Below are 23,373 nucleotides of genomic sequence, written 5' to 3'. Positions count from 1 at the left end.
CCGTAAAGCATTTTTTAAGCAGGCTGCGCATCGGCCGCGGTATCGGCCGCCGGCGCCGGTTCGAGACGCCAGATGCTCGTGCCCTTGACTGCCTTGTCGAGGCCATCGAGCACGGACTGATGCTCGGCGAGTTCTTCATCGCTGGCCGCCAGCACGACCAGTTCGAGCGAGTCGATTTTCACGCGCGGCGCGTGCGCATCGCCGCCGCCGGACGTTTCGCCCATCATGTCGATGACGAGGCTTTCCTGGCCGCGCGTCATCGCAAGAAACACTTCCGCGAGCAGTTCCGAGTCGAGCAATGCGCCGTGCAGTGTTCGGTGCGCGTTGCTGATGCCGAAGCGATCGCACAGCGCGTCGAGTGAATTTCGCTTGCCCGGGAAAATCGACTTCGCCCGCACCAGCGTGTCGATCACCTCGCCGCAGTGCTGGCTGAACGGCGGCAGCCCGAGCAACGCGAACTCGGCGTCAAGAAAACCGATGTCGAACGGTGCGTTGTGGATGATCAGTTCCGCGTCCTGTACGAAATCGCGCAGCGTATTGGCGATTTCAGCGAACTTCGGTTTGTCGCGGAGGAACTCGGTTGTCAGCCCGTGGACGGCAAGGGCGCCCGGATCGCTGTCGCGTTCCGGGTTGACGTAAAAGTGCAGGTTATTGCCCGTCAGCCGGCGGTTGACCAGTTCGACACAACCGATTTCGATGATGCGGTCGCCCGTGCGCGCATTGAGGCCAGTGGTTTCGGTGTCGAGAACAATTTGACGCATGTCGGATCAGCCTGCGTTGGAAAAAGCGATAAAAAAGGAGTGCGACCGTATTCAGATCGAAGCGAGCGAAGCGACGCCGCGATTCGCCAGCGCGTCGGCGCGTTCATTTTCAGGGTGCCCTGCGTGGCCTTTCACCCAGCGCCATTCGATCTCATGCTGCTGAACCAGTGCGTCTAACCGCTTCCACAGGTCGGCGTTCTTCACCGGCGTTTTTGCGGCCGTCATCCAGCCCTTCTTTTTCCAGCCGTGGATCCATTCGCTGATGCCTTTCTGCACATATTGCGAATCGGTGTGCACGACAACCTTGCATGGACGCTTCAACGCTTCGAGCGCTGCGATCACGCCCATCAGTTCCATGCGGTTGTTGGTGGTGAGCGCTTCACCGCCGAACAGTTCCTTTTCCTGCGTGCCGAAGCGCAGCAGCGCACCCCAGCCGCCGGGGCCGGGGTTACCTTTGCAGGCGCCGTCGGTGAAAATTTCGATGATGTCTTGGGTCATTTGCGGTGATTGCGGGTATTCGGGGTGGCGGCGGGCGCGAGCCCGGCGGCGAGAACGGGCTTTTTCACCTTCAATGGGCCGACGAGCCGCATGCCGCGCACGCGCTTGATCGCCGTCACCATGTAGGCCGCGCCGAAGATGGGCCACCAGCGGTCACCGGCGGCTTCCATGAAGGCATAGCGTGCGAGCCACTGATCGCTGACGAGGGGCGGACGATAGCAGCCGAAGCGTCCGCGTTCAAGGTCGAAGCCTAACAGCTTGATCCAGTCCTTCAGACGCGTGAAGGCGATCAGGTCATGCTGGGCGGGCACGAACGGCCTGCCGGTGACCTTGCCGAGCGACTGCCGCGCGCCCCACAGCGACAGCGAATTGAAGCCAAGAATGATCAGCTGGCCTTCCGGCATCAGCACGCGCTCGGCTTCACGCAACAGACGGTGTGGGTCGCTCGTGAATTCGAGCGTGTGCGGCATCACGATCAGGTCGACGCTCTGCGCTTCGAACGGCAGGTCGAGCAGATCGCACCAGACCGTGCTGCGTCCCGCAGGCGCGTGGCGCTCGGCGAGGCTGTGCACGGGGCCGGGCGTGGGTCCGCGCGGGAAGATGTAGGGCGCGCTGCTGCCGCTGGCGGCGTCCAGCACGAGGCCGCGGCAGGGCATGCGGTTCTCGCGCAGCGCGTCGAGCTGCGGCAGGCCAAGCTGCAGCGCGTGGTAGCCGAATATGTCCGACACCACGCGGTCGAGCTGTGCCTGCTCCCACTCGAGCACGTAGCGTCCGGGCGGCGAATCGGTCCAGGCGGGCCAGTCTATAATCGATCGGTCAGACATGTTAAAGAATGCGTCGCCCATGAATTCGCTTGAACTTGAATACGTCCCGGTCCCGGCGTTTGAAGACAATTACATCTGGCTCGTGTCGGACGGCCGCCATGCGGTGGTCGTCGATCCGGGTGAGGCCGAGCCCGTTCGCGCGTATCTGGCGAAACGGGGGTGGCAACTGAGCGCTATTTTACTCACGCACCATCATCGCGACCACGTCGGCGGAGTGGCCGATCTGCTGAACGGCCAGGCGCTGCCCGTCTACGGCCCGGCCGGCGAAGCGATCGAGCATCTCACGCATCGTCTGAAAAACGGTGATCGCGTGAGCATTGCCGAACCTGCACTCGAATTCGCCGTGCTCGACGTACCCGGCCACACGAGCGGCCACATCGCGTATTTCCAGGCCGCCGACCCGCGCGGCACGCCGCACGTATTCTGCGGCGACACGCTGTTTGCATGTGGCTGCGGCCGGCTTTTCGAAGGCACGCCCGCACAGATGCTCGACTCGCTCGATTCGCTTGCCGCGCTGCCCGGTTCAACTGAAGTGCACTGCGCGCACGAATATACGCTGTCGAACATCCGCTTTGCGCTCGCCTGCGACCCGGACAACCGCGCGCTGCAAGCCTGGCGCGACGAAGCGACCGGGCTGCGGGCCCGCAAGGTGCCTACGCTGCCTACGACGATTGCCCACGAAAAAGCTGTGAATCCGTTCCTGCGGGCCGGCGATCAGGCCATCCAGGCCACGCTCGCGGATCAATTGCACGAATCGGTGCCCGACCGGCTTGCAGCGTTCACATTGATGCGCGAATGGAAAAACCGGTTCCGTTGACCCGCCCCTCAGCACGGTTTTGCTCATGCCAAAAATAGAAAAAATTCGCCAAGCCTAGGATTTGCCAAGGTTTTCCTATATTTCTGATTGACGGAAACAATGCGGTTTCGTACTATCGGCTGCAAATTCCAGTCCTATGGAAGCCGAGATCTTCATGCGATTTATCCTAAGTGCGCTGTTGGTCCTGACGCTCGCCGCATGTGCGAGCTCGGGGCCAACAGCGAATAGCCCGACCACCGCAACGAACCCCGCCACGCAGCAGGCAGTAGCTGACGCCCTCCGCAAGACCGCATCCGCAAAGGAAATCATCAACGTCGATCAAGGCTCCGTCAATCAGTTGACGAGCGCCGATGCCGACCTGTGGGGCCGCATTCGTCGTGGTTATCAAATGCCCGACCTGCAGACCGATCTGGTCGATATGCAGGTCAACTGGTACGCACAGCGTCCCGACTACGTCGAACGCATGACCGTCCGGTCGCAAAAATACCTGTATCACATCGTCGAAGAGCTCGAAGCGCGTCACATGCCGACCGAGCTTGCACTGCTGCCGTTCATCGAATCCGCGTACAGCCCGCAGGCGCTGTCGGTCGCGAAGGCCGCGGGCATGTGGCAGTTCATGCCTGGCACGGGCCGCACGTACAACCTCAAGCAGAACATGTGGCAGGACGAGCGTCGCGACGTGCTCGCGTCGACGAGCGCCGCGCTCGACTATCTGTCGCGTCTGCACGACATGTTCGGCGACTGGTATCTCGCGCTCGCCGCGTACAACTGGGGCGAGGGCAACGTGCAGCGCGCGATTGCGCGCAACGAGGCGGCCGGTCTGCCGACCGACTACCAGAGCCTGCGCATGCCGAACGAGACGCGTAACTACGTGCCGAAGCTGCAGGCTGTGAAGAATATCGTCGCGAATCCGCAGATGTATGGCCTGTCGCTGCCGACCATTCCGAATCACCCGTACTTCGTGACGGTCACGACGTCGCACGACATCGACGTCGACACGGCGGCGAAGCTCGCGAACATGTCGACCGACGAGTTCCGCTCGCTGAATCCGTCGTTCAGAAAGCCGGTGATTCTCGGCGCGACGCAACCGCAGATCCTGCTGCCGTTCGATAACGCCAGCGCCTTCGAAACGAACCTCAAGTCGTACAGCGGCTCGCTGTCGTCGTGGACCACGTACACGGTCACCGAGCGCGCGGGCCCGGCTGCGATTGCGCAGAAGATCGGCGTTGACGCGGACACGCTGATGGAAGTCAACAAGATTCCGGCGGGCATGCGTCTGAAGCCGGGCTCGACAATCGTCGTGCCGCGCGGTAACGATGACGACGAAGACATCAGCGCCGACGTCGCCGAAAGCGCTGTGCTCGCGATGGAGCCGGACGTTCCCGATACGCGCAAGATGCTGATCCGGGTGCGCCGCTCGCAGTCGATGGCTTCGCTCGCAGACCGTTATGGCGTTTCCGTCGGGCAGCTGAAGGCCTGGAACCGTACGCACCGCAACCAGGTATCGCCTGGGCAGGTGATCGTGCTGCATGTGCCGGTTGGCAAGGCGCTGCCTGCTGAGCCGGGCCCTGTGCTGCGCGCCAGCGCATCCGCGGACGATAGCGGCGGGGTCCAGAAGATCGGCACCGGCGTCGCAGACACGAAGGCCGAATCGCGCTACGATAAGAAGAAGGGTCGTAGCCAGGGCAAGGTCGTCAAGGCTTCGGACCCGGTGAAGACCAGCGCGTCGACGGGAGCCAGCAGGAGCAAAACGTCGAAGGCGGCAGTTTCATCGGGTGCACCCAGCAAGGCGTCGAAGGCTGCGGGTAGCCGCCCGAAGGCCACAGCCAACGCGCAGAAAGTCAAGTAAATAACAGCGGCACCTGCAGGGGTGACCACATGCGCTGCGGGGGCAGCGCATGAATTGCGCTCCGATCACCTCCAGCTTTTAAAACGCCGTCACCCGTGGTGACGGCGTTTTCATTTCTGCAGACGTTTCAGCGCGCTTCGCCCGTTTGTCTTATCGTTCGGGTTCCTGCTTTCGCGGTTACTTCGTTGCGCGCCATGTCGTCGATCCAGTTTCGTGTGTTCCTCCTGTTCTCGCTCGGTTACTTCGTTTCCTATCTGTTTCGCGGCGTCAATCTCGGCTTTGCGCCGCTGATTACCCATGACCTCGGCCTCTCCGCCGCCGATCTCGGACTGCTGACGAGTCTCTATTTTCTCGGCTTCGCGGGCGCACAGATTCCCGCCGGCGTGCTGCTCGATCACTTCGGCCCACGACGTGTGACGGCCGCGCTGCTGCTGTTCGCGGCGGCGGGCATCTGGGTCTTCGGTGCGGCGCACAGCGTTGGCATGATGATGCTGGGGCGGCTGCTGATCGGCGTCGGTGTATCGGCGTGCCTCGGCGCCGCGTTCAAGGCGCTGACGCAACACTTCGTCGTGACACGGCTGCCGCTCGTCAACGGGCTCGTCATGGCGGTCGGCGGGCTGGGTGGCGTCGCGGTCGGCTCGCCACTCACGTGGGTGTTGGGTTTCGCGGGATGGCGGTCCGTTTGCGTCGCGCTCGGCTTGCTGACTGTCGCGGTCTCGACGGCGATCTGGACCATGGCGCCGGACAGGCGCGAAACGCATCATCAGGCCGGCCTTGTCAGCCAGTTCAAGGGCACATGGCACATCCTGAAGAGCGCCGCCTTCTGGAAGATTGCATCCTTCTCCGTGATGACGCAGGGCGTGTTTTACGCGATGCAGTCACTGTGGGTCGGCGCGTGGCTGCGTGATGTCGCCGGTTTGCAGCCAGGTTCGGCGGCGGCACTGGTATCGATTCTCGGCGTCGCGATGATGGCGGGCAGCGTGGGTTTCGGTGCGGCGGCGCGCACGCTGGAGAAGCGCGGCGTGTCGCTCTATGCGCTTAGTGGCATTGGCATGGCGCTCTTTGTTGTCACGCAGGTGCTGATCATGCTGCGCGTGCCGTTGCCCGCAGGGCTGTTGTGGGGCGCGTACGGGATATTTGGCGGAACGGGCATTCTCAGTTATGCCGTGCTCGCAAGGCATTTTCCGCCGCATATGACGGGCCGTTGCAATACCACGCTCACGCTGATCATTTTTCTGCTGATTTTCAGCTTCCAGATTGGCGTCGGCGCGGTTCTGTCGCGCTGGCCGGCAACCGAAGGTCACTATCCGACGGCGGCGCATCTCACCGCATGGGGCATCCTGGTCGCTCTGGAGATCGCGAGCGCGATCTGGTACGTGCTGCCGGGCCGCGTGCCCGCAAAACCGGCGCATCTTCAGGCCGAGCATCTGTCATAGCGCGCAACCATGCGAGCCGTCCCGATTTTCGCGGCACGGCGACTGCTGAACGGCCCCAAAGCCTTTGCCAGAAGGGCTCGCAGCGTGATGGCGAGTGCTCAGGCACGCGTCGGAAGCTATCCTGGATTTGAAGGGAAGGGTACTTTCGGGCTATAATTGCAAGGTTTGAGCTTATCAACCCGCACCCTAGCGCCTACCTCTCCCACACCGTTCATCCGCCGCGCCGCGAGCGTCCCGCCTCCAGCCGATCCGTCCACACAATGGACCCATCGCGCCCAACACGACGTGACGTCAGCCGCGATACGCGAGCGGGCCTGCGCGCGCATCCTGTCGATGCGCCTCGCCGCGGCCCGCACGGTCGGATAGACAGGTCGGCAACAGGGTGTTCCCCAAGGAGTCTCCCGTGTTGCCGTCTTTTTCTCCTGCTTTGCTCGCACTCGCCGACGGCACGGTCTTTCGTGGGTACTCGATCGGCGCGCCCGGTCATACGATCGGCGAAGTTGTCTTCAATACGGCCATCACGGGCTATCAGGAAATCCTGACTGACCCGAGCTACGCCCGCCAGATCGTCACCCTGACGTATCCGCATATCGGCAACGTCGGCGTCAACGCCGAAGACGTCGAAGCCACGAAAGTCCATGCCGCCGGCCTCATCATCCGCGATCTGCCCATCCTCGCGTCGAACTTCCGCATGGAGCGCACGCTCCCGCAGTATCTGCAGGACGAAGGCGTCGTCGCCATCGCCGGCATCGACACCCGCATGCTGACGCGCGTGTTGCGCGACAAGGGCGCTCAGAATGGCGCCATCCTCGCTGGTTCCGATGACGAAGTGAAGGCAATCGAACTTGCGCGTTCGTTTCCGGGCCTCGCCGGCATGGACCTCGCGAAGGTCGTGTCGACGAAGGAATCGTATGAATGGACGCAGCGCGAATGGCGTCTCGGCAGCGGCTACGGCACACAGGATGCGCCGAAGTACCGCGTCGTCGCATTCGACTACGGCGTGAAGTACAACATCCTGCGCATGCTGGCTGAGCGCGGCTGTCACGTCACCGTACTGCCGGCACAGGCCACCGCAGCCGAGGCGCTCGCGCTCAATCCGGACGGCGTGTTCCTGTCGAACGGCCCCGGCGACCCGGAACCGTGCGACTACGCGATCGCGGCCACGAAGGCATTCATCGAGCGCGGCATTCCGACGTTCGGTATCTGCCTCGGCCACCAGATCATGGGTCTCGCAGTCGGCGCGAAGACGATGAAGATGAAGACGGGCCACCACGGCGCGAATCATCCGGTGAAGGATCTCGAAGACGGCCGCGTGATCATCACGTCGCAGAACCACGGCTTTGCGGTCGACGCGGCCACGCTGCCGTCGAATGCGAAGGTCACGCACACGTCGCTCTTCGACGGCACGCTGCAAGGCTTCGCGCTGACCGACAAGCCCGCGTTCTGCTTCCAGGGCCACCCGGAAGCGTCGCCTGGCCCGCACGACATCGCTTACCTGTTCGACCGCTTCACTGCGTTGATGGACAAGCGGAAAGCGGGCAGCACGGCAACGGCCGCGATCGCGTAAGCGAAGCTCGCGCAAGGCGAAAGAGTAGAGCGCGCGCGAGGTGAAACGCGGCGGGCGAACAGCGCGAGCCGGAAAGGCTGGCGCGCAGTAGTCCAAAGCAGACGCCAGGACGCAGCGCGCCACGGCAAGAACACAGGAATACATTAGCGAGAGCGTTATGCCCAAGCGGACAGACATCAAGAGCATCCTCATCATCGGCGCGGGTCCGATCATCATCGGCCAGGCGTGCGAGTTCGATTACTCGGGCGCGCAGGCGTGCAAGGCGCTGCGTGAGGAAGGCTACAAGGTCATTCTCGTCAACAGCAATCCCGCGACGATCATGACCGACCCGAACACGGCCGACGTCACCTACATCGAGCCGATCACGTGGGAAGTGGTCGAGCGCATCATCGCGAAGGAGCGCCCGGACGCGATCCTGCCGACGATGGGCGGCCAGACCGCGCTCAACTGCGCGCTCGACCTGCATCACCACGGCGTGCTGGAAAAGTACAAGGTCGAGCTGATCGGCGCGTCGCCGGAAGCGATCGACAAGGCCGAAGACCGTCAGAAGTTCAAGGACGCGATGACGAAGATCGGCCTCGGCTCGGCCAAGTCGGGCACCGCGCATTCGATGGAAGAAGCGCTGACGGTGCAGGCGCAGATTGCCGCGGCAACGGGCAGCGGCGGCTATCCGGTCGTGATCCGTCCGTCGTTCACGCTCGGTGGTTCGGGCGGCGGCATCGCGTACAACCGCGACGAATTCGAAGAGATCTGCAAGCGTGGTCTCGACCTGTCGCCGACGCGCGAACTGCTGATCGAAGAATCGCTGCTCGGCTGGAAAGAGTATGAGATGGAAGTGGTCCGCGACACGAAGGACAACTGCATCATCGTCTGCTCGATCGAAAACCTGGACCCGATGGGCATCCACACCGGCGACTCGATCACCGTCGCGCCGGCGCAGACGCTCACCGACAAGGAATACCAGATCCTGCGTAACGCATCGCTTGCGGTGCTGCGCGAAATCGGCGTCGATACAGGCGGCTCGAACGTGCAGTTCTCGATCAATCCGAAAGACGGCCGGATGATCGTGATCGAAATGAATCCGCGTGTGTCGCGTTCGTCGGCGCTGGCTTCGAAGGCCACGGGCTTCCCGATCGCGAAGGTCGCAGCGAAGCTCGCTGTCGGCTACACGCTCGATGAGCTGAAGAACGAAATCACCGGCGGTCAGACGCCGGCCTCGTTTGAACCGACGATCGATTACGTCGTCACCAAGATTCCGCGTTTCGCGTTCGAAAAATTCCGCGAAGCCGATCCGCGCCTGACGACGCAGATGAAGTCGGTCGGCGAAGTGATGGCGATCGGCCGCACGTTCCAGGAATCGTTCCAGAAAGCGCTGCGCGGCCTCGAAGTGGGCGTCGACGGTCTCGATGAAAAGACCACGAGCCGCGACGAAATCATCCGCGAGATCGGCGAAGCCGGTCCGGACCGGATCTGGTACGTCGGCGACGCGTTCCGTGTGGGCATGACGCAGCAGGAAATCTTCGATGAGACGTCGATCGATCCGTGGTTCCTCGCGCAGATCGAACAGATCGTCCTGAAGGAAAAGGCGCTGGCCGGCCGCACGCTCGTGAGCCTCTCTAAGGAAGAACTGAAGTATCTGAAGCAGAGCGGTTTCTCGGACCGTCGTCTTGCGAAACTGCTTGGCGCCACGCAAACCGACGTGCGCCGCCGTCGTATCGAACTGAACGTGCGCCCGGTGTACAAGCGCGTCGATACGTGCGCGGCCGAGTTCGCGACGAAAACCGCGTACATGTACTCGACCTACGAGGAAGAGTGCGAAGCTCATCCTACGAACAACAGGAAGATCATGGTGCTGGGTGGCGGCCCGAACCGGATCGGCCAGGGCATCGAGTTCGACTACTGCTGCGTGCACGCCGCGCTCGCGATGCGCGAAGACGGCTACGAAACGATCATGGTCAACTGCAACCCTGAAACCGTTTCGACCGACTACGACACGTCCGACCGTCTGTACTTCGAATCATTGACGCTCGAAGACGTGCTCGAAATCGTCGACAAGGAAAAGCCGGTCGGCGTGATTGTCCAGTACGGCGGCCAGACGCCGCTGAAGCTTGCGCTCGACCTCGAAGCGAACGGTGTGCCGATCATCGGCACGTCGCCGGACATGATCGACGCCGCCGAAGACCGCGAGCGCTTCCAGAAGTTGCTGCAGGACCTCGGTCTGCGTCAGCCGCCGAACCGCACCGCACGCGCCGAAGACGAAGCGCTCAAGCTCGCCGACGAAATCGGCTATCCGCTCGTCGTGCGTCCGTCCTACGTGCTGGGCGGCCGCGCAATGGAAATCGTCCACGAGCCGCGCGATCTCGAGCGCTACATGCGCGAGGCCGTGAAGGTGTCGAACGATTCGCCGGTGCTGCTCGACCGCTTCCTGAACGACGCGATCGAATGCGACGTCGACTGCATTTCCGATGGCGAAGCCGTGTTCATCGGCGGCGTGATGGAGCACATCGAGCAGGCAGGCGTGCACTCGGGCGACTCGGCATGCTCGCTGCCGCCGTACTCGCTGTCGAAGGCAACGATCGCCGAACTGAAGCGCCAGACCGGCGCGATGGCGAAGGCGCTGAACGTGGTCGGCCTGATGAACGTGCAGTTCGCGATCCAGCAGGTGCCGCAGGCGGACGGCTCGAAAGAGGACGTGATCTACGTGCTCGAAGTGAACCCGCGTGCGTCGCGTACGGTGCCGTATGTGTCGAAGGCGACGAGCCTGCCGCTCGCGAAGATCGCCGCGCGCGCGATGGTCGGTCAGAAGCTGGCGGAGCAGGGCGTGACGAAGGAAATCGATCCACCGTACTTCAGCGTGAAGGAGGCGGTGTTCCCGTTCGTCAAGTTCCCGACCGTCGATCCGGTGCTCGGACCCGAAATGCGTTCGACCGGCGAGGTGATGGGCGTTGGCCAGACTTTCGGCGAAGCGCTGTTCAAATCGCAGCTCGCGGCAGGTTCGCGTCTGCCGGAGTCGGGCACGGTGCTGCTCACGGTGATGGACGCCGACAAGCCGAAGGCCGTCGAAGTCGCTCGCATGCTGCATGAACTCGGCTACCCAATCGTCGCCACGAAGGGCACGGCTGCCGCGATCGAAGCGGCCGGCGTGCCGGTGAAGGTCGTCAACAAGGTGAAGGACGGCCGTCCGCACATCGTCGACATGATCAAGAACGGCGAGATCGCACTCGTCTTCACGACCGTCGACGAAACGCGCGCCGCGATCGCCGATTCGCGCTCGATCCGCATGAGTGCGCAGGCGAACAAGGTCACGTACTACACGACGATGTCGGGTGCGCGGGCCGCGGTGGAAGGTTTGCGCTATCTTCGGAACCTGGAAGTCTATGATTTACAAGGACTCCATGCTCGCCTAAACTAAGGCTTCGATTCTGAGTCAAAGATGTAAGTGCCGCGGTTAAGCGGCGTCCCACTAGGCACCGGCCCCAGTTCCGGCCAGGTTCCTCCGGGATGCACTTAACCGCGGCGATTTTTTTACGGCCGTTTTTTGCCACTAGAGTTGTTTATGAGCACTATTCCATTGACGAAGCGCGGCGCAGAAATGTTGCGCGACGAACTGCAGCGCCTGAAATCGGTTGAACGTCCGGCGGTCATTAATTCGATCGCGGAAGCGCGTGCCCAAGGCGATCTGTCGGAAAACGCCGAGTACGACGCTGCAAAAGAAAAGCAGGGCTTTATTGAAGGCCGTATCGCCGACATCGAGTCGAAACTCGCTGGCGCACAGGTCATCGATCCGGCCGTCGTCGAGGCGGATGGCCGCATCGTGTTCGGCGCAACCGTCGAGCTCGAAGACCTGGATTCGAGCGCTACGGTCACTTACCAGATCGTCGGCGACGATGAGGCTGATATTGACCACGGCCTGATCTCGATCAGCTCGCCGATCGCGCGCGCGCTGATCGGCAAGTCGGAAGGCGACGTTGCGTCGGTGCAGGCACCGAGCGGCGTGCGCGAGTACGAAATCATTGTGGTTCGCTACGTTTGACGAAGGGCGCGTCGTGTCGCTAATGCCTCATCGCGTGTTCCGGTTGCTGACCGTTGCGTGGGTTGGCAGCCTCTTCACGATTGGCTATGCCGTCGCGCCGGTGCTGTTTGCATCGCTCGATCGCACGACGGCCGGCTCGGTCGCGGCGCAGCTGTTTCGCATTGAGGCGGTGCTGGGCGCGGTGTGCGGCGTGTTGCTGCTCGCGCTCGGCAATGTGCTGGTGCGCCGTGGTGGCGACGCATACCGTCGGCTGCGATGGTTAACCGCCGCGATGCTGGTCTGCGTGCTGGTGGGATATTTCGCGCTGCAACCGTTCATGGAGGCATTGCGTGTGGCCGCGTTGAACGCGGGCACGGATGTCGGGCACTCCGCGTATGCAGCGCGCTTCGGCATGTTGCACGGCGTGTCGAGCCTGTTCTATCTCGTCGAAAGCCTGCTTGGCCTCGCGCTTGTCTGGATGTTGCCGGTCGGCGCGGGTGTGTCGTCAGCGCAGGGCGGGCGCAGTGATGTGGGGGCAGGCAAGGTTGCGGGCTGATTTCAACCGCTGATTTCAAGCGCTGACTTCGACCCGGCAGGAACACCTGGAACGTTGGGTGCAGCCGTTGGGTGCAGTACGAATCCGGGACTCGGGCGAATGCCTTGGCGGACCGGCCTCGCTCACGCAACCGGTGAAGTCGCCGAAAGGAGACGCGCGTATTTCCGCGCGCCGTCACAAACTGTTACTTCGACGTCTGATGTTGCCGTTTCGCGCTGGTCTGGCGTTTCTTGGCGCGTTTGATATTGCCGCCCTGAGTCACGCGTTCGTTGCCGCGCACCACAACCGCCTTCGCCTTCGGCTTGCGCATCGGGATTTCAGAAGGCTTCACCACCTTCACGACGCGCGGGGCACGGCCCTTGCCCGGTTTCGCTTCTTCAGCGGCTTCGCGGGCGCTCGGCAGGGCGCCACGCTTCGCTTTCGCGGCCGGCTGGGTGGATTCGGGCTTCCAGATCACCAGCAGCTTGCCGATATGCTGGATCGGCGCGGCGTTCAGCTGGTCGCAGATCTGTTCGTAGATCGCGAGCCGCGCCTCGCGTTCGTCGCCGAACACGCGGATCTTGATCAGCTGGTGCGCCTTCAGGTGAACCTTGATCTCGGTCAGCACAGCGTCGGTCAGCCCTTCGGCGCCGACGAGCACGACCGGTTTGAGCGCGTGAGCCTGGGAGCGCAGTTCGGCGCGTTGGTCGGAGGAAACTTTGAGGGCGGGCATGGGAAGTGGGAGACTCGACTAAAATGACGGCGCCCGCATTCCCGATTGCTTCGGTTTTCGCGCAGGACAACGCGTCGTCAGAACAACATAGAAGCGCGGAACACTGCTCAACGAGCGGCAGCCGCGCGAATTAAACGCGTATTATCCGCTAAAAGCACCGCATCACGCAGCAAGAGATCAACGTTTAATGGCAAAAAACAAGTTCAACACGTCGTGGTTGCACGATCACATCAACGATCCGTACGTGAAAATGGCGCAGCGGGAGGGTTACCGTGCCCGCGCGGCCTACAAGCTGAAGGAAATCGATGAGCAGGACAAGCTGATCCGTCCCGGCCAGGTCATTGTCGACCTGGGCTCGGCGCCGGGCAGCTGGAGCCAGTACGCGCGCAACAAGCTTGCGAAGGGCGCGAAGCGCGACGAGGAGCGTCAGGGCGGCATCGACGGCACGATCATCGCGCTCGATCTGCTGCCGATGGAGCCCGTCTCCGACGTCCACTTCATTCAGGGCGATTTCCGCGAGGACAGCGTGCTCGCGCAACTCGAGGAAATGGTGGGCGCGCGCCAGGTGGACCTTGTAATTTCCGATATGGCGCCCAACCTGTCGGGAGTGGCGCTGGCGGACGCCGCGCGGATCGAGCATGTGTGCGATCTCGCGCTGGAATTCTCCCAGAACCATCTGAAGCCGGATGGCGCCCTTTTAGTCAAATGCTTTCACGGCAGTGGTTACAGCCAGATTGTTGAAAAGTTCAAGCAGCAGTTTAAAACCGTGGCTGCCCGCAAACCGAAGGCGTCCCGGGATAAATCATCCGAAACGTTTATTTTGGGTAAGCATCTGAAGCGTCCGAACTGACCGCCAGAAAGGGGAGTGCAGCGTGAGAGCGCCGTATCTTCCGGTGGCCGGAACCCGCCGCCGGCTTGCGCGATGCGCTATTTGTGCGGTAGTGAATGGTTATGGCAGGGGTCTGCGGACTGGATTAGAATGCCTTAGTGGTGCCGCAAGGCAAATGTAGGCGCCCGTCTATGAGTGAAGGAGTGGTGCTTTGAACAACAATATGTTTTCGAAGGCAGCAGTGTGGCTGGTTATCGCACTGGTGCTGTTTACGGTGTTCAAGCAGTTCGACAAGCCCCGTGTCCAGGAAGGCGTTTCCTATTCGCAGTTCATGGACGACGCAAAGAACGGCAAGGTCAAGAACGTCATTGTCCAGGGGCGGAACCTCACGGTCACTCCAGCAGACGGCCAGAAATACCAGATCGTGTCGCCCGGCGACATCTGGATGGTCGGCGATCTGATGAAGTACGGCGTTCAGGTGAGCGGCAAGGCTGACGAAGAACCGAACGCGCTCGTCTCGGCGCTGTATTACCTTGGGCCCACGATCCTCATCATCGGCTTCTGGTTCTACATGATGCGACAGATGCAGGGGGGCGGGAAAGGCGGTGCCTTCTCGTTCGGCAAATCCCGCGCGCGTCTGATCGACGAGAACAATAACGCCATCAATTTCACTGACGTCGCCGGTTGCGACGAAGCCAAGGAAGAAGTCTCCGAACTCGTCGACTTCCTGCGCGATCCGCAGAAGTTCCAGAAGCTGGGCGGGCGCATTCCGCGCGGCGTGCTGCTCGTCGGCCCTCCCGGCACGGGTAAGACGCTGCTGGCGCGCGCTATCGCCGGTGAGGCGAAAGTGCCGTTCTTCAGCATTTCGGGTTCTGACTTCGTCGAAATGTTCGTCGGCGTGGGCGCGGCCCGCGTGCGTGACATGTTCGAACAGGCGAAGAAGCACGCGCCGTGCATTGTGTTCATCGACGAAATCGACGCGGTCGGCCGTCATCGTGGCGCCGGCATGGGCGGCGGTAACGACGAACGCGAACAGACGCTGAACCAGATGCTCGTCGAGATGGACGGCTTCGAAGCGAATTCCGGCGTGATCGTCATTGCTGCGACGAACCGTTCGGACGTGCTCGACAAGGCGCTGCTGCGTCCGGGCCGTTTCGACCGTCAGGTGTACGTCGGTCTGCCGGACATCCGCGGTCGCGAACACATCATGAAGGTCCACCTGCGCAAGGTGCCGATCTCGAACGACGTTGACGCAGCGGTGATCGCGCGCGGCACGCCGGGTTTCTCGGGCGCCGATCTGGCGAACCTCGTGAACGAAGCGGCGTTGTTTGCTGCGCGTCGAGGCAAGCGCATCGTCGAAATGACCGACTTCGAGGACGCGAAGGACAAGATCTTCATGGGTCCGGAGCGCAAGTCGGCGGTGATTCGCGAAGAATCGAAGCGCGCCACGGCGTATCACGAGTCGGGTCACGCGGTGATCGCCAAGCTGTTGCCGAAGGCCGATCCGGTGCACAAGGTCACGATCATCCCGCGCGGCCGGGCGCTGGGCGTGACGTGGCAGTTGCCGGAGCACGACAACGAAACGTATTCGAAGGACTATCTGCTCGACCGTCTGGCCATTCTGTTCGGTGGCCGTGTCGCGGAAGAGCTGTTCCTGAACCTGATCAGCACCGGCGCATCGGACGACTTCAACAAGGCAACTGCCACCGCCCGTGCAATGGTCGCGCGTTTCGGTATGACGGATGCGCTTGGACCGATGGTCTACGTCGATGACGAGAACGACGCTTCGCCGTTTGGCCGCGGCTTCACGCGCACCATCTCCGAAGCGACGCAGCAGAAGGTCGACGCCGAAATCCGTCGCGTGCTGGACGAGCAGTACACCCTTGCGAAGCGTCTGCTCGGCGAGAATCGCGACAAGGTCGAAGCCATGACCGCCGCGCTGATGGAGTGGGAAACGATCGACGCCGATCAGATCAACGACATCATGGCCGGCCGTCCACCGCGCTCGCCGAAGAGCTCGACGCCGCCGGCAGGCGATGCGTCGGGTGGCAGCACGGGCACTGAAGTCAAGCCCGGCGCAACCGCACCGGCGTGATCGGAGCCGCAACACGCTACGGGCCGGTGTGATTCCACACCGGCCCGTTTTGCATTTTCTTTCCCCTTCCTGACCCGTTTCCGCAGTGTCGAATACCGATCTCCTGATGCATGCCGAACCCGAGCCGCTGCAATGTGGCAGGTTCACGCTGACCTTCGAGCGCCCGCTGGTCATGGGCATTCTGAACGTCACGCCTGATTCCTTTTCCGATGGCGGACTTTTCGTCGCGCACGCCGACGCATTGCGTCAGGCTGAGCGCATGCTGCTCGACGGAGCGGACATCATCGATATCGGCGGCGAATCGACGCGCCCGGGCGCACCGCCCGTGCCGCTCGATGAGGAACTCGAGCGCGTGATTCCTTTGATCGAGCAGTTGCGCGGCGCGAATGTGCCGCTGTCGGTGGATACGTACAAGCCTGAGGTCATGCGGCAAGCATTGGTGGCCGGTGCGGACCTGGTCAACGATGTATGGGGCTTTCGTATGCCCGGCGCTATCGACGCCGTACGCGACAGCCAGTGCGGTCTATGCGTGATGCATATGCTCGGTGCGCCGCAGACGATGCAAACGGGCGAGCCCACTTATGACGACGTGGTCCGCGAGGTGCGCGAGTTTCTCGAAGAGCGAGTCAGTGCGTTGACGGCGGCCGGGGTCGCAAAGGCGCGGATCAGCGTCGATCCGGGCTTTGGCTTTGGCAAGACAGTCGTGGAACACAACTACGCGCTGCTTGCGCACCTGCGCGATACGGCGCCGCGCAGCGAATCGCCGTTCCCGATTCTGGCCGGCATGTCGCGCAAGTCGATGCTCGGCGCAGTGACTGGCCGCGCCACGCGTGAGCGGGTCGTGGCGAGCGTCGCGGCGGCCGTCTGCGCAGCGGAGCGGGGCGCGGCGATCGTGCGGGTACACGATGTCGCTCCGACCGTCGACGCCTTGAAAGTATGGTCGGCCATGCGCGACGCCGCGCGTCGCAACTAACTGGCCGCGCGTCACAACTCACCACGCAACACACAGAGTACGAAGAGAGGGCATCAGGCAATGGCACGTCGCTATTTTGGGACTGACGGTATTCGAGGTAAGGTCGGCGACGCGCCGATCACGCCGGATTTTGTATTGCGGCTCGGTTATGCGGCCGGGAAAGTGCTCGCGGGTGCGGACCGCTGGGCGAAAACGGGTGCCCGGCCCACCGTGCTGATCGGCAAGGACACGCGTGTTTCCGGTTATATGCTCGAGGCGGCGCTCGAGGCGGGTTTTTCGGCTGCTGGCGTCGACGTGATGCTGGCCGGCCCGATGCCCACGCCGGGCATCGCCTACCTGACGCGGGCATTGCGTCTGGCTGCGGGCGTCGTGATCAGCGCCTCGCACAATCCGTATTACGACAACGGCATCAAGTTTTTCTCCGCCGACGGCAACAAGCTGCCGGACGAAGTCGAGTCGCAGATCGAGGAGCAACTCGACCAGCCGATGGACTGCGCGGCGTCCGAGCAGCTCGGCAAGGCACGCCGGCTGGATGACGCCGCCGGTCGCTACATCGAATTCTGCAAGAGCACGTTCCCGGCGGCGTACGACCTGCGCGGGATGAAGCTCGTCATCGACTGCGCGCACGGCGCCGCCTATGACGTCGCGCCGCACGTGTTCCATGAACTCGGCGCCGACGTGATCCCGATCGGCGTCGCGCCGAACGGCTTCAACATTAACGACGGCGTCGGCGCAACCGCACCGGACGCGCTGGTGCGCGCCGTGCGGGCGAATCGCGCCGACCTCGGCATCGCGCTCGACGGCGACGCTGACCGTCTGCAGGTGGTCGATGCGGCGGGTCGGCTCTACAACGGCGACGAACTGCTCTACGTGCTGGTGCAGGACCGGATCGCAACCGACGGCAAGGTCGAAGGCGCGGTCGGCACGCTGATGACCAACCTCGCGATCGAGGTTGCCTTGAAAAAGACGGGCGTCAGGTTTGTCCGCGCGGCGGTGGGCGACCGTTATGTGCTGGAGCAGTTGCGCGAGCACGGCTGGCAGCTTGGCGCGGAAGGGTCGGGGCACATCCTGTCGCTGGATCGCCATTCGACGGGCGACGGCATCGTGTCCGCGCTGCTCGTGCTGGCGGCGATGAAGCGCAGCGACAAGACGCTCGCCGAGTTGCTCGACGGCGTGAAGCTGTTCCCCCAGAAACTGATCAATGTGCGGATGAAGCCCGGCGCCGACTGGAAGGGCAACGAGGCGATCCAGCGCGCCATCCAGGAAGCGGAAGGCGCGCTGGACGGCACCGGCCGCGTGCTGATCCGTGCGTCCGGCACCGAGCCGGTACTACGTGTGATGGTCGAGGCGGCCCGGCAGCAGGACGCGGTCCAGCATGCCGAAGCCATCGCAGAAGTCGTGAGACAGGCGACAACCTGATCTGAACCATCGGCCCGACGTGTTCGGGCTGGCACCACAAAAGCGGGGAACGGCAAACCATGTCGTTTCCCCGCGCATCGAATCCGTCCGCAAGAGACGCGAAACGCGAACCGTCCCTGTTTCCGGCGTACGTTCCCTCCCCAAAATTTTCGGCGGTCCCGAGAAGCCGAAAACGGCCGACAGCCGCGCCGGCCTTACACCTTTCATCGCAGTAATGAGACTGTCACACGAGTTTCACGATCAGTCACGTTACTGTCACAAAGAGACCCTATTCTTCGCGGTGTCGTGTAATCCGCTCACACCACTGGAGGTCTCATGAAATTGATGCAAACCGCGTTTGCTGGCATGGCTGGCGCACTTTTCGCGATCGCAGCGCACGCCACAGACATCACCGGCGCGGGCAGCACCTTCGCAGCACCGATCTACACGAAGTGGGCTGACGCCTACGCGAAGACGGGCGGCGGCAAGGTCAACTATCAAGGTATCGGTTCGTCGGGCGGCGTGAAGCAGATCGTCGCGAAGACGGTCGATTTCGCCGGTTCGGACGCGCCGCTGAAGGACGAAGACCTCGCGAAGGAAGGCCTGTTCCAGTTTCCGACGGTGGTGGGCGGCGTGGTGCCGGTCATCAACGTGCCGGGCGTGAAGCCGTCTGAATTGACGCTGTCGGGCGAAGTGCTCGGCGACATCTACCTTGGCAAGATCAAGAAGTGGAACGATCCGGCCATCGTCGCGCTGAACCCGAAGGCAAAGCTGCCGGATACCGACATCGCCGTGGTTCGCCGCGCGGACGGTTCGGGCACGAGCTTCATCTGGACGAACTACCTGTCGAAGGTCAACGCAGACTGGAAGGCGAAGGTCGGCGAAGGTTCGACGGTCAACTGGCCGACGGGCACGGGTGGCAAGGGTAACGATGGCGTCGCAGCCTTCGTGCAACGTCTGCCGGGCGCAATCGGCTACGTGGAATGGGCGTACGCCAAGCAAAACCACATGACGTATGTCGCCCTGAAGAACTCGGCTGGCACGATCGTCGAGCCGCAAACGGAAACCTTCAAGGCCGCAGCCGCTGGCGCAGACTGGTCGAAGTCGTTCTACCAGATCCTGACGAACGAGCCGGGCAAGAACGCATGGCCGATCGTCGGCGCAACGTTCGTGCTGGTGCATACGACGCAGGAAAAGGCGCCGCAAGGCACCGAGACGCTGAAGTTCTTCGACTGGGCGTTCAAGAACGGCTCGCAGGCTGCGAACGATCTGGACTACATTACGTTGCCGGAATCGGTTGTGTCGGAAATCCGCACGCAGTGGAAGTCGAAGGTCAAGGACGCTTCGGGCAAGTCGCTCGCGGAGTAAGCTGTATCGTCTGACGATGTTGCCGCCCGGCCTCGCGTGAGGCCGGGCGGTTTGCAGTACCAGCTGTCGCGGCATCGTGCCGTGCAGCTTCAGGAATCACAGGCTCTCAAGGCTGACATGTCCGACCTTCCTATCGCACCTGGCGCGGCACCGGCCAGCCCGCCCCGTTCGAACCCGCCTGGCAGCGCAGGGCAGCAGAAAGCGCCCAGTCGCGTCGGCGATGTCATTTTTGGCGGCCTCACGCGTGCGGCCGCGATCGTTACCTTATTGCTGCTCGGTGGCATTATCGTGTCGCTGATCGTGGCCTCGATGCCCACGATCCAGAAGTTCGGCGTGAGCTTTCTCTGGACCTCCGAGTGGGATCCACCCAGCGAAAAGTTCGGCGCGCTCGTCCCCATTTACGGCACGATCGCCACGTCGATCATCGCCCTGATCATCGCGGTGCCTGTGAGCTTCGGCATCGCACTGTTCCTGACTGAACTCTCGCCCACGTGGCTGCGCCGGCCGCTCGGCGTCGCGATCGAACTGCTCGCTGCGATTCCGTCGATCGTGTACGGCATGTGGGGTCTGCTCGTTTTCTCACCGATCTTCGCGCAATATTTCGAGAAGCCGCTTGGTCATCTGCTGAGCGGCGTGCCGTATGTCGGTGCGCTCTTCAGCGGGCCGCCGATCGGCATCGGCATCCTGTGCGCCGGCGTGATTCTCGCGATCATGATCATCCCGTACATCGCTTCGGTGATGCGCGACGTATTCGAAGTCACGCCCGTGCTGCTGAAAGAATCCGCATACGGTATCGGCTGCACGACGTGGGAAGTGATGTGGAAGATCGTGCTGCCGTTCACGAAGAGTGGTGTGATCGGCGGCGTGATGCTCGGCCTCGGCCGCGCGCTCGGCGAAACGATGGCTGTCACGTTCGTGATCGGCAACACCAATCTGCTCGACAACGTCTCGCTCTTTTCGCCCGGGAACAGCATCACGTCGGCGCTCGCCAACGAGTTTGCGGAAGCGAGTCCGGGCCTGCACACGGCGGCGTTGATGGAACTCGGCCTCATTCTGTTCGTGATCACGTTCATCGTGCTCGCGATCTCGAAGCTGATGCTGCTTCGCCTCGAAAAAGCGGAGGGCGCAAAGTGAGCCAGCCTCTCATGAACATGCCCGGTTCGACCGACAGTGCTGTGCTCGAAGCGATGCGCAACCGTCTGCAGCGGCGCCGCCGCGCGACCAATGCGGTCGCGCTGACGCTTTCGCTGGCTGCGATGGCCTTCGGCCTGCTGTGGCTGATCTGGATTCTGTACACGACGCTGCATCTGGGCGTCGGTGGTCTTTCAGTCGAGCTGTTTACGCAGTCGACGCCGCCGCCGAACACCGATGGCGGCGGTCTCGCGAACGCGATCGTCGGCAGCCTGATGCTGGTGCTGCTCGCGACGTTTATCGGCACGCCGATCGGCATTCTCGCCGGCGTCTATCTCGCGGAATACGGCCAGAAGGGCTGGCTCGCCAGCATCACACGCTTTATCAACGACATCCTGCTGTCGGCGCCGTCGATCGTTGTGGGTCTGTTCGTCTACGCGCTGGTTGTCGCGAAGATGGGTCACTTCAGCGGCTGGGCGGGTGTGATCGGTCTCGCGCTGCTGCAGATTCCAATCGTGATCCGCACGACCGAAAACATGCTGAAGCTGGTGCCGAACGCGCTGCGTGAAGCCGCTTTTGCACTCGGTACGCCGAAGTGGAAGATGGTGATGTCGATCACGCTGAAGGCGTCGATTGCGGGCATCGTGACGGGCGTGCTGCTCGGCGTCGCGCGGATTGCCGGCGAAACGGCGCCGTTGCTGTTCACCGCGCTGTCGAACCAGTTCTTTACGTGGAACATGAACCAGCCGGTCGCCAACCTGCCCGTCACGATCTTCAAGTTCGCGATGAGTCCGTTTTCGCAATGGCAATCGCTCGCGTGGGCGGGCGTGTTCCTGATCACGCTCGGGGTGCTCGGTCTGAACATCCTCGCGCGCACGATCTTCTCGAACAAGTAATGAGTTACGGCGGAGTCATCCGATGAATATGGCAGAAAGTCACCTCAACACGGCCGCGCGTCCTGCGGCGCCCGCCGGTTTCGATCCCGCCCAGGGCGACAGCGCGCTCGCGCCGTCGGCGCCGAAGATCGAGGTCAACGACCTCAACTTCTTCTACGGCAAATATCACGCGCTGAAGAACATCAACCTGCGTATTCCCGAAGGCAAGGTGACCGCGTTCATCGGCCCGTCGGGTTGCGGCAAGTCCACGCTGCTGCGCACGTTCAACAGGATGTATGCCCTGTATCCGGAGCAGCGCGCCGAAGGCGAAATTCTGATGGACGGCGAAAACCTGCTGACGTCGAAGCGCGATATTTCGCTGCTGCGCGCACGTATCGGCATGGTGTTCCAGAAGCCGACGCCGTTCCCGATGTCGATCTACGACAACATCGCGTTCGGCGTGAAGATGTTCGAAACGCTGGCGCGCTCCGAAATGGACGACCGCGTCGAGTGGGCGTTGACGAAAGCCGCGCTGTGGAATGAGGTGAAGGACAAGCTGGGCCAGAGCGGCTACGGCCTGTCCGGCGGCCAGCAGCAGCGTCTGTGTATCGCGCGCGGTATTGCGATCCGCCCGGAAGTGCTGCTGCTCGACGAACCGTGCTCGGCGCTCGACCCGATTTCGACGGGCCGGATCGAAGAGCTGATCGCCGAATTGAAGAGCGACTACACGGTGGTGATCGTCACGCACAACATGCAACAGGCTGCGCGTTGTTCGGACTACACTGCCTATATGTACCTTGGCGAACTGATCGAATTCGGCGACACGGAAAAGATCTTCATCAAGCCGGTCCGCAAGGAAACGGAAGACTACATTACCGGTCGCTTCGGCTGATCGGCCGCGCGAGGCCAACGCTCACCTACAAGCGAAGCACAAAAGAGCAACGCAGAGAGCACCAGGAGCAAGACATGACCGACAAACACCTCTCCAGCCAGTTCGACGCCGACCTGAATCTTGTTTCATCGAAGGTCCTCGAAATGGGCGGCCTCGTTGAGTCGCAGATCGTCAAGGCGATGGAAGCGCTGAACAACTTCGACCTCGACATCGCCGAACAGGTGATCGCCGCCGAAGACCGTCTGAACCAGATGGAAGTCGATATCGACGAAGAATGCAGCAATATCATCGCGCGCCGTCAGCCGGCTGCGCGTGACCTGCGTCTGTTGATCGCGATTTCGAAGACGATCACGAATCTCGAACGCGCCGGCGACGAAGCCGAAAAGATCGCAAAGCGTACGAAGCGCCTGATGGAAGACGGCGCATCGCGCACGATCAATATCGCCGAGATCAAGCTGTCAGGCGAGATGGCCGTCACGATCTTGCGCCGCGCGCTCGATGCGTTCGCGCGTCTCGACACGGTGGCCGCCGCGCAGATCGTGCGCGACGACAAGGCGATCGACGAGGAATTCCGCGCGTTCGTGCGCAAGCTGATTTCGTACATGACGGAAGATCCGCGCTCGATTTCGGTCGGCCTCGATTTTCTGTTCATCGCGAAGGCCATCGAGCGGATCGGCGACCACGCGAAGAACATCGCCGAATTCATCATTTACATCGTGAAGGGCACGGACGTTCGGCACAAGTCGCGCGACGCGCTCGAACGCGAAGCACTTAGTTAAC

Annotated in this window: 20 protein-coding genes; 16 read left to right on the top strand and 4 right to left on the bottom strand. The window is 62.4% G+C overall.

Features of this window, described 5'->3' with window-relative positions; translation table 11 throughout:
• Window positions 1–14: 14 nt before the first annotated feature.
• From dnaQ to P3T21_RS15325, 3 genes are read right to left on the bottom strand one after another with little or no spacing between them, the layout of a single operon-like run.
• Window positions 15–761, bottom strand: a complete 747-nt coding sequence (gene dnaQ, locus P3T21_RS15335; protein WP_429256775.1) for a DNA polymerase III subunit epsilon — start codon at window positions 759–761, stop codon at window positions 15–17.
• Between the two features lie 51 nt (window positions 762–812).
• Window positions 813–1,259, bottom strand: a complete 447-nt coding sequence (gene rnhA / locus P3T21_RS15330) for a ribonuclease HI (protein ID WP_429256774.1) — start codon at window positions 1,257–1,259, stop codon at window positions 813–815.
• The gene (locus P3T21_RS15325; protein ID WP_429256773.1) at window positions 1,256–2,083 is read right to left on the bottom strand and encodes a class I SAM-dependent methyltransferase; all 828 of its coding nucleotides are present in this window, start codon (window positions 2,081–2,083) and stop codon (window positions 1,256–1,258) included. The genes rnhA and P3T21_RS15325 overlap by 4 nt, the downstream gene beginning before the upstream one ends.
• A 19-nt stretch (window positions 2,084–2,102) precedes the next feature.
• On the opposite strand from P3T21_RS15325, the gene gloB reads away from it, so the two are divergent.
• The 7 genes from gloB (at window position 2,103) to P3T21_RS15290 (ending at window position 12,320) form a co-directional block, all read left to right on the top strand.
• On the top strand, window positions 2,103–2,900 hold the full coding sequence (gene gloB / locus P3T21_RS15320; RefSeq protein WP_429256772.1) for a hydroxyacylglutathione hydrolase: 798 nt from the start codon (window positions 2,103–2,105) through the stop codon (window positions 2,898–2,900).
• Between the two features lie 154 nt (window positions 2,901–3,054).
• Window positions 3,055–4,749: a transglycosylase SLT domain-containing protein gene (locus P3T21_RS15315; protein ID WP_429256771.1), complete on the top strand. Its 1,695-nt coding sequence runs from the start codon at window positions 3,055–3,057 to the stop codon at window positions 4,747–4,749.
• Window positions 4,750–4,943: 194 nt separating this feature from the next.
• Complete coding sequence (locus P3T21_RS15310; RefSeq protein ID WP_429256770.1) at window positions 4,944–6,185, top strand: MFS transporter; 1,242 nt, start codon at window positions 4,944–4,946, stop codon at window positions 6,183–6,185.
• Window positions 6,186–6,588: 403 nt separating this feature from the next.
• The gene (gene carA, locus P3T21_RS15305) at window positions 6,589–7,752 is read left to right on the top strand and encodes a glutamine-hydrolyzing carbamoyl-phosphate synthase small subunit (protein ID WP_429256769.1); all 1,164 of its coding nucleotides are present in this window, start codon (window positions 6,589–6,591) and stop codon (window positions 7,750–7,752) included.
• Window positions 7,753–7,909: 157 nt separating this feature from the next.
• Entirely contained in the window at window positions 7,910–11,164 is a 3,255-nt protein-coding gene (carB, locus tag P3T21_RS15300; protein WP_429256768.1) for a carbamoyl-phosphate synthase large subunit, read from the top strand.
• A 144-nt stretch (window positions 11,165–11,308) separates the two neighbouring features.
• Window positions 11,309–11,785: a transcription elongation factor GreA gene (gene greA / locus P3T21_RS15295; protein WP_429256767.1), complete on the top strand. Its 477-nt coding sequence runs from the start codon at window positions 11,309–11,311 to the stop codon at window positions 11,783–11,785.
• A 22-nt stretch (window positions 11,786–11,807) separates the two neighbouring features.
• The gene (locus P3T21_RS15290; protein ID WP_429256940.1) at window positions 11,808–12,320 is read left to right on the top strand and encodes a DUF4149 domain-containing protein; all 513 of its coding nucleotides are present in this window, start codon (window positions 11,808–11,810) and stop codon (window positions 12,318–12,320) included.
• 184 nt (window positions 12,321–12,504) lie between these two features.
• Here the strand turns inward: P3T21_RS15290 and P3T21_RS15285 are convergent, their stop codons facing one another.
• Window positions 12,505–13,032, bottom strand: a complete 528-nt coding sequence (locus P3T21_RS15285; RefSeq protein WP_429256766.1) for a YhbY family RNA-binding protein — start codon at window positions 13,030–13,032, stop codon at window positions 12,505–12,507.
• Between the two features lie 187 nt (window positions 13,033–13,219).
• Between P3T21_RS15285 and P3T21_RS15280 the strand changes: the two genes are divergently transcribed.
• The 9 genes from P3T21_RS15280 (at window position 13,220) to phoU (ending at window position 23,372) form a co-directional block, all read left to right on the top strand.
• Complete coding sequence (locus P3T21_RS15280; protein WP_429256765.1) at window positions 13,220–13,882, top strand: RlmE family RNA methyltransferase; 663 nt, start codon at window positions 13,220–13,222, stop codon at window positions 13,880–13,882.
• Window positions 13,883–14,072: 190 nt separating this feature from the next.
• Entirely contained in the window at window positions 14,073–15,956 is a 1,884-nt protein-coding gene (gene ftsH, locus P3T21_RS15275) for an ATP-dependent zinc metalloprotease FtsH (protein ID WP_429256764.1), read from the top strand.
• A 106-nt stretch (window positions 15,957–16,062) separates the two neighbouring features.
• Window positions 16,063–16,929, top strand: coding sequence for a dihydropteroate synthase (gene folP, locus P3T21_RS15270; protein WP_429256763.1), 867 nt, complete (start codon window positions 16,063–16,065; stop codon window positions 16,927–16,929).
• A 60-nt stretch (window positions 16,930–16,989) separates the two neighbouring features.
• On the top strand, window positions 16,990–18,348 hold the full coding sequence (gene glmM / locus P3T21_RS15265; protein WP_429256762.1) for a phosphoglucosamine mutase: 1,359 nt from the start codon (window positions 16,990–16,992) through the stop codon (window positions 18,346–18,348).
• A gap of 315 nt (window positions 18,349–18,663) precedes the next feature.
• Window positions 18,664–19,695, top strand: coding sequence for a phosphate ABC transporter substrate-binding protein PstS (gene pstS, locus P3T21_RS15260; protein WP_429256761.1), 1,032 nt, complete (start codon window positions 18,664–18,666; stop codon window positions 19,693–19,695).
• A gap of 117 nt (window positions 19,696–19,812) precedes the next feature.
• The gene (gene pstC / locus P3T21_RS15255; RefSeq protein WP_429256760.1) at window positions 19,813–20,829 is read left to right on the top strand and encodes a phosphate ABC transporter permease PstC; all 1,017 of its coding nucleotides are present in this window, start codon (window positions 19,813–19,815) and stop codon (window positions 20,827–20,829) included.
• Window positions 20,826–21,722: a phosphate ABC transporter permease PstA gene (gene pstA / locus P3T21_RS15250; protein ID WP_429256759.1), complete on the top strand. Its 897-nt coding sequence runs from the start codon at window positions 20,826–20,828 to the stop codon at window positions 21,720–21,722. Before pstC ends, pstA begins: the two co-directional genes overlap by 4 nt.
• Before the next feature lie 22 nt (window positions 21,723–21,744).
• A complete protein-coding gene (gene pstB, locus P3T21_RS15245) occupies window positions 21,745–22,593 on the top strand; it encodes a phosphate ABC transporter ATP-binding protein PstB (protein WP_429256758.1) in 849 nt (282 codons plus the stop codon).
• A gap of 74 nt (window positions 22,594–22,667) precedes the next feature.
• On the top strand, window positions 22,668–23,372 hold the full coding sequence (phoU, locus tag P3T21_RS15240; RefSeq protein ID WP_429256757.1) for a phosphate signaling complex protein PhoU: 705 nt from the start codon (window positions 22,668–22,670) through the stop codon (window positions 23,370–23,372).
• Window position 23,373 lies beyond the last annotated feature (1 nt).

Origin of the sequence: Paraburkholderia sp. GAS334, from assembly GCF_050436625.1 — a bacterium.
Classification (GTDB): domain Bacteria; phylum Pseudomonadota; class Gammaproteobacteria; order Burkholderiales; family Burkholderiaceae; genus Paraburkholderia.
This window is presented reverse-complemented; position numbering and strand designations above follow the sequence as displayed.

What these genes read in the sequence shown, in the direction of transcription:
- dnaQ (WP_429256775.1), bottom strand. Translation starts at nt 761, where the DNA reads ATGCGTCAAATTGTTCTCGACACCGAAACCACTGGCCTCAATGCGCGC.
- rnhA (WP_429256774.1), bottom strand. Translation starts at nt 1,259, where the DNA reads ATGACCCAAGACATCATCGAAATTTTCACCGACGGCGCCTGCAAAGGT.
- P3T21_RS15325 (WP_429256773.1), bottom strand. Translation starts at nt 2,083, where the DNA reads ATGTCTGACCGATCGATTATAGACTGGCCCGCCTGGACCGATTCGCCG.
- gloB (WP_429256772.1), top strand. Translation starts at nt 2,103, where the DNA reads ATGAATTCGCTTGAACTTGAATACGTCCCGGTCCCGGCGTTTGAAGAC.
- P3T21_RS15315 (WP_429256771.1), top strand. Translation starts at nt 3,055, where the DNA reads ATGCGATTTATCCTAAGTGCGCTGTTGGTCCTGACGCTCGCCGCATGT.
- P3T21_RS15310 (WP_429256770.1), top strand. Translation starts at nt 4,944, where the DNA reads ATGTCGTCGATCCAGTTTCGTGTGTTCCTCCTGTTCTCGCTCGGTTAC.
- carB (WP_429256768.1), top strand. Translation starts at nt 7,910, where the DNA reads ATGCCCAAGCGGACAGACATCAAGAGCATCCTCATCATCGGCGCGGGT.
- greA (WP_429256767.1), top strand. Translation starts at nt 11,309, where the DNA reads ATGAGCACTATTCCATTGACGAAGCGCGGCGCAGAAATGTTGCGCGAC.
- P3T21_RS15290 (WP_429256940.1), top strand. Translation starts at nt 11,808, where the DNA reads ATGCCTCATCGCGTGTTCCGGTTGCTGACCGTTGCGTGGGTTGGCAGC.
- P3T21_RS15285 (WP_429256766.1), bottom strand. Translation starts at nt 13,032, where the DNA reads ATGCCCGCCCTCAAAGTTTCCTCCGACCAACGCGCCGAACTGCGCTCC.
- P3T21_RS15280 (WP_429256765.1), top strand. Translation starts at nt 13,220, where the DNA reads ATGGCAAAAAACAAGTTCAACACGTCGTGGTTGCACGATCACATCAAC.
- folP (WP_429256763.1), top strand. Translation starts at nt 16,063, where the DNA reads ATGCATGCCGAACCCGAGCCGCTGCAATGTGGCAGGTTCACGCTGACC.
- glmM (WP_429256762.1), top strand. Translation starts at nt 16,990, where the DNA reads ATGGCACGTCGCTATTTTGGGACTGACGGTATTCGAGGTAAGGTCGGC.
- pstS (WP_429256761.1), top strand. Translation starts at nt 18,664, where the DNA reads ATGAAATTGATGCAAACCGCGTTTGCTGGCATGGCTGGCGCACTTTTC.
- pstC (WP_429256760.1), top strand. Translation starts at nt 19,813, where the DNA reads ATGTCCGACCTTCCTATCGCACCTGGCGCGGCACCGGCCAGCCCGCCC.
- pstB (WP_429256758.1), top strand. Translation starts at nt 21,745, where the DNA reads ATGAATATGGCAGAAAGTCACCTCAACACGGCCGCGCGTCCTGCGGCG.
- phoU (WP_429256757.1), top strand. Translation starts at nt 22,668, where the DNA reads ATGACCGACAAACACCTCTCCAGCCAGTTCGACGCCGACCTGAATCTT.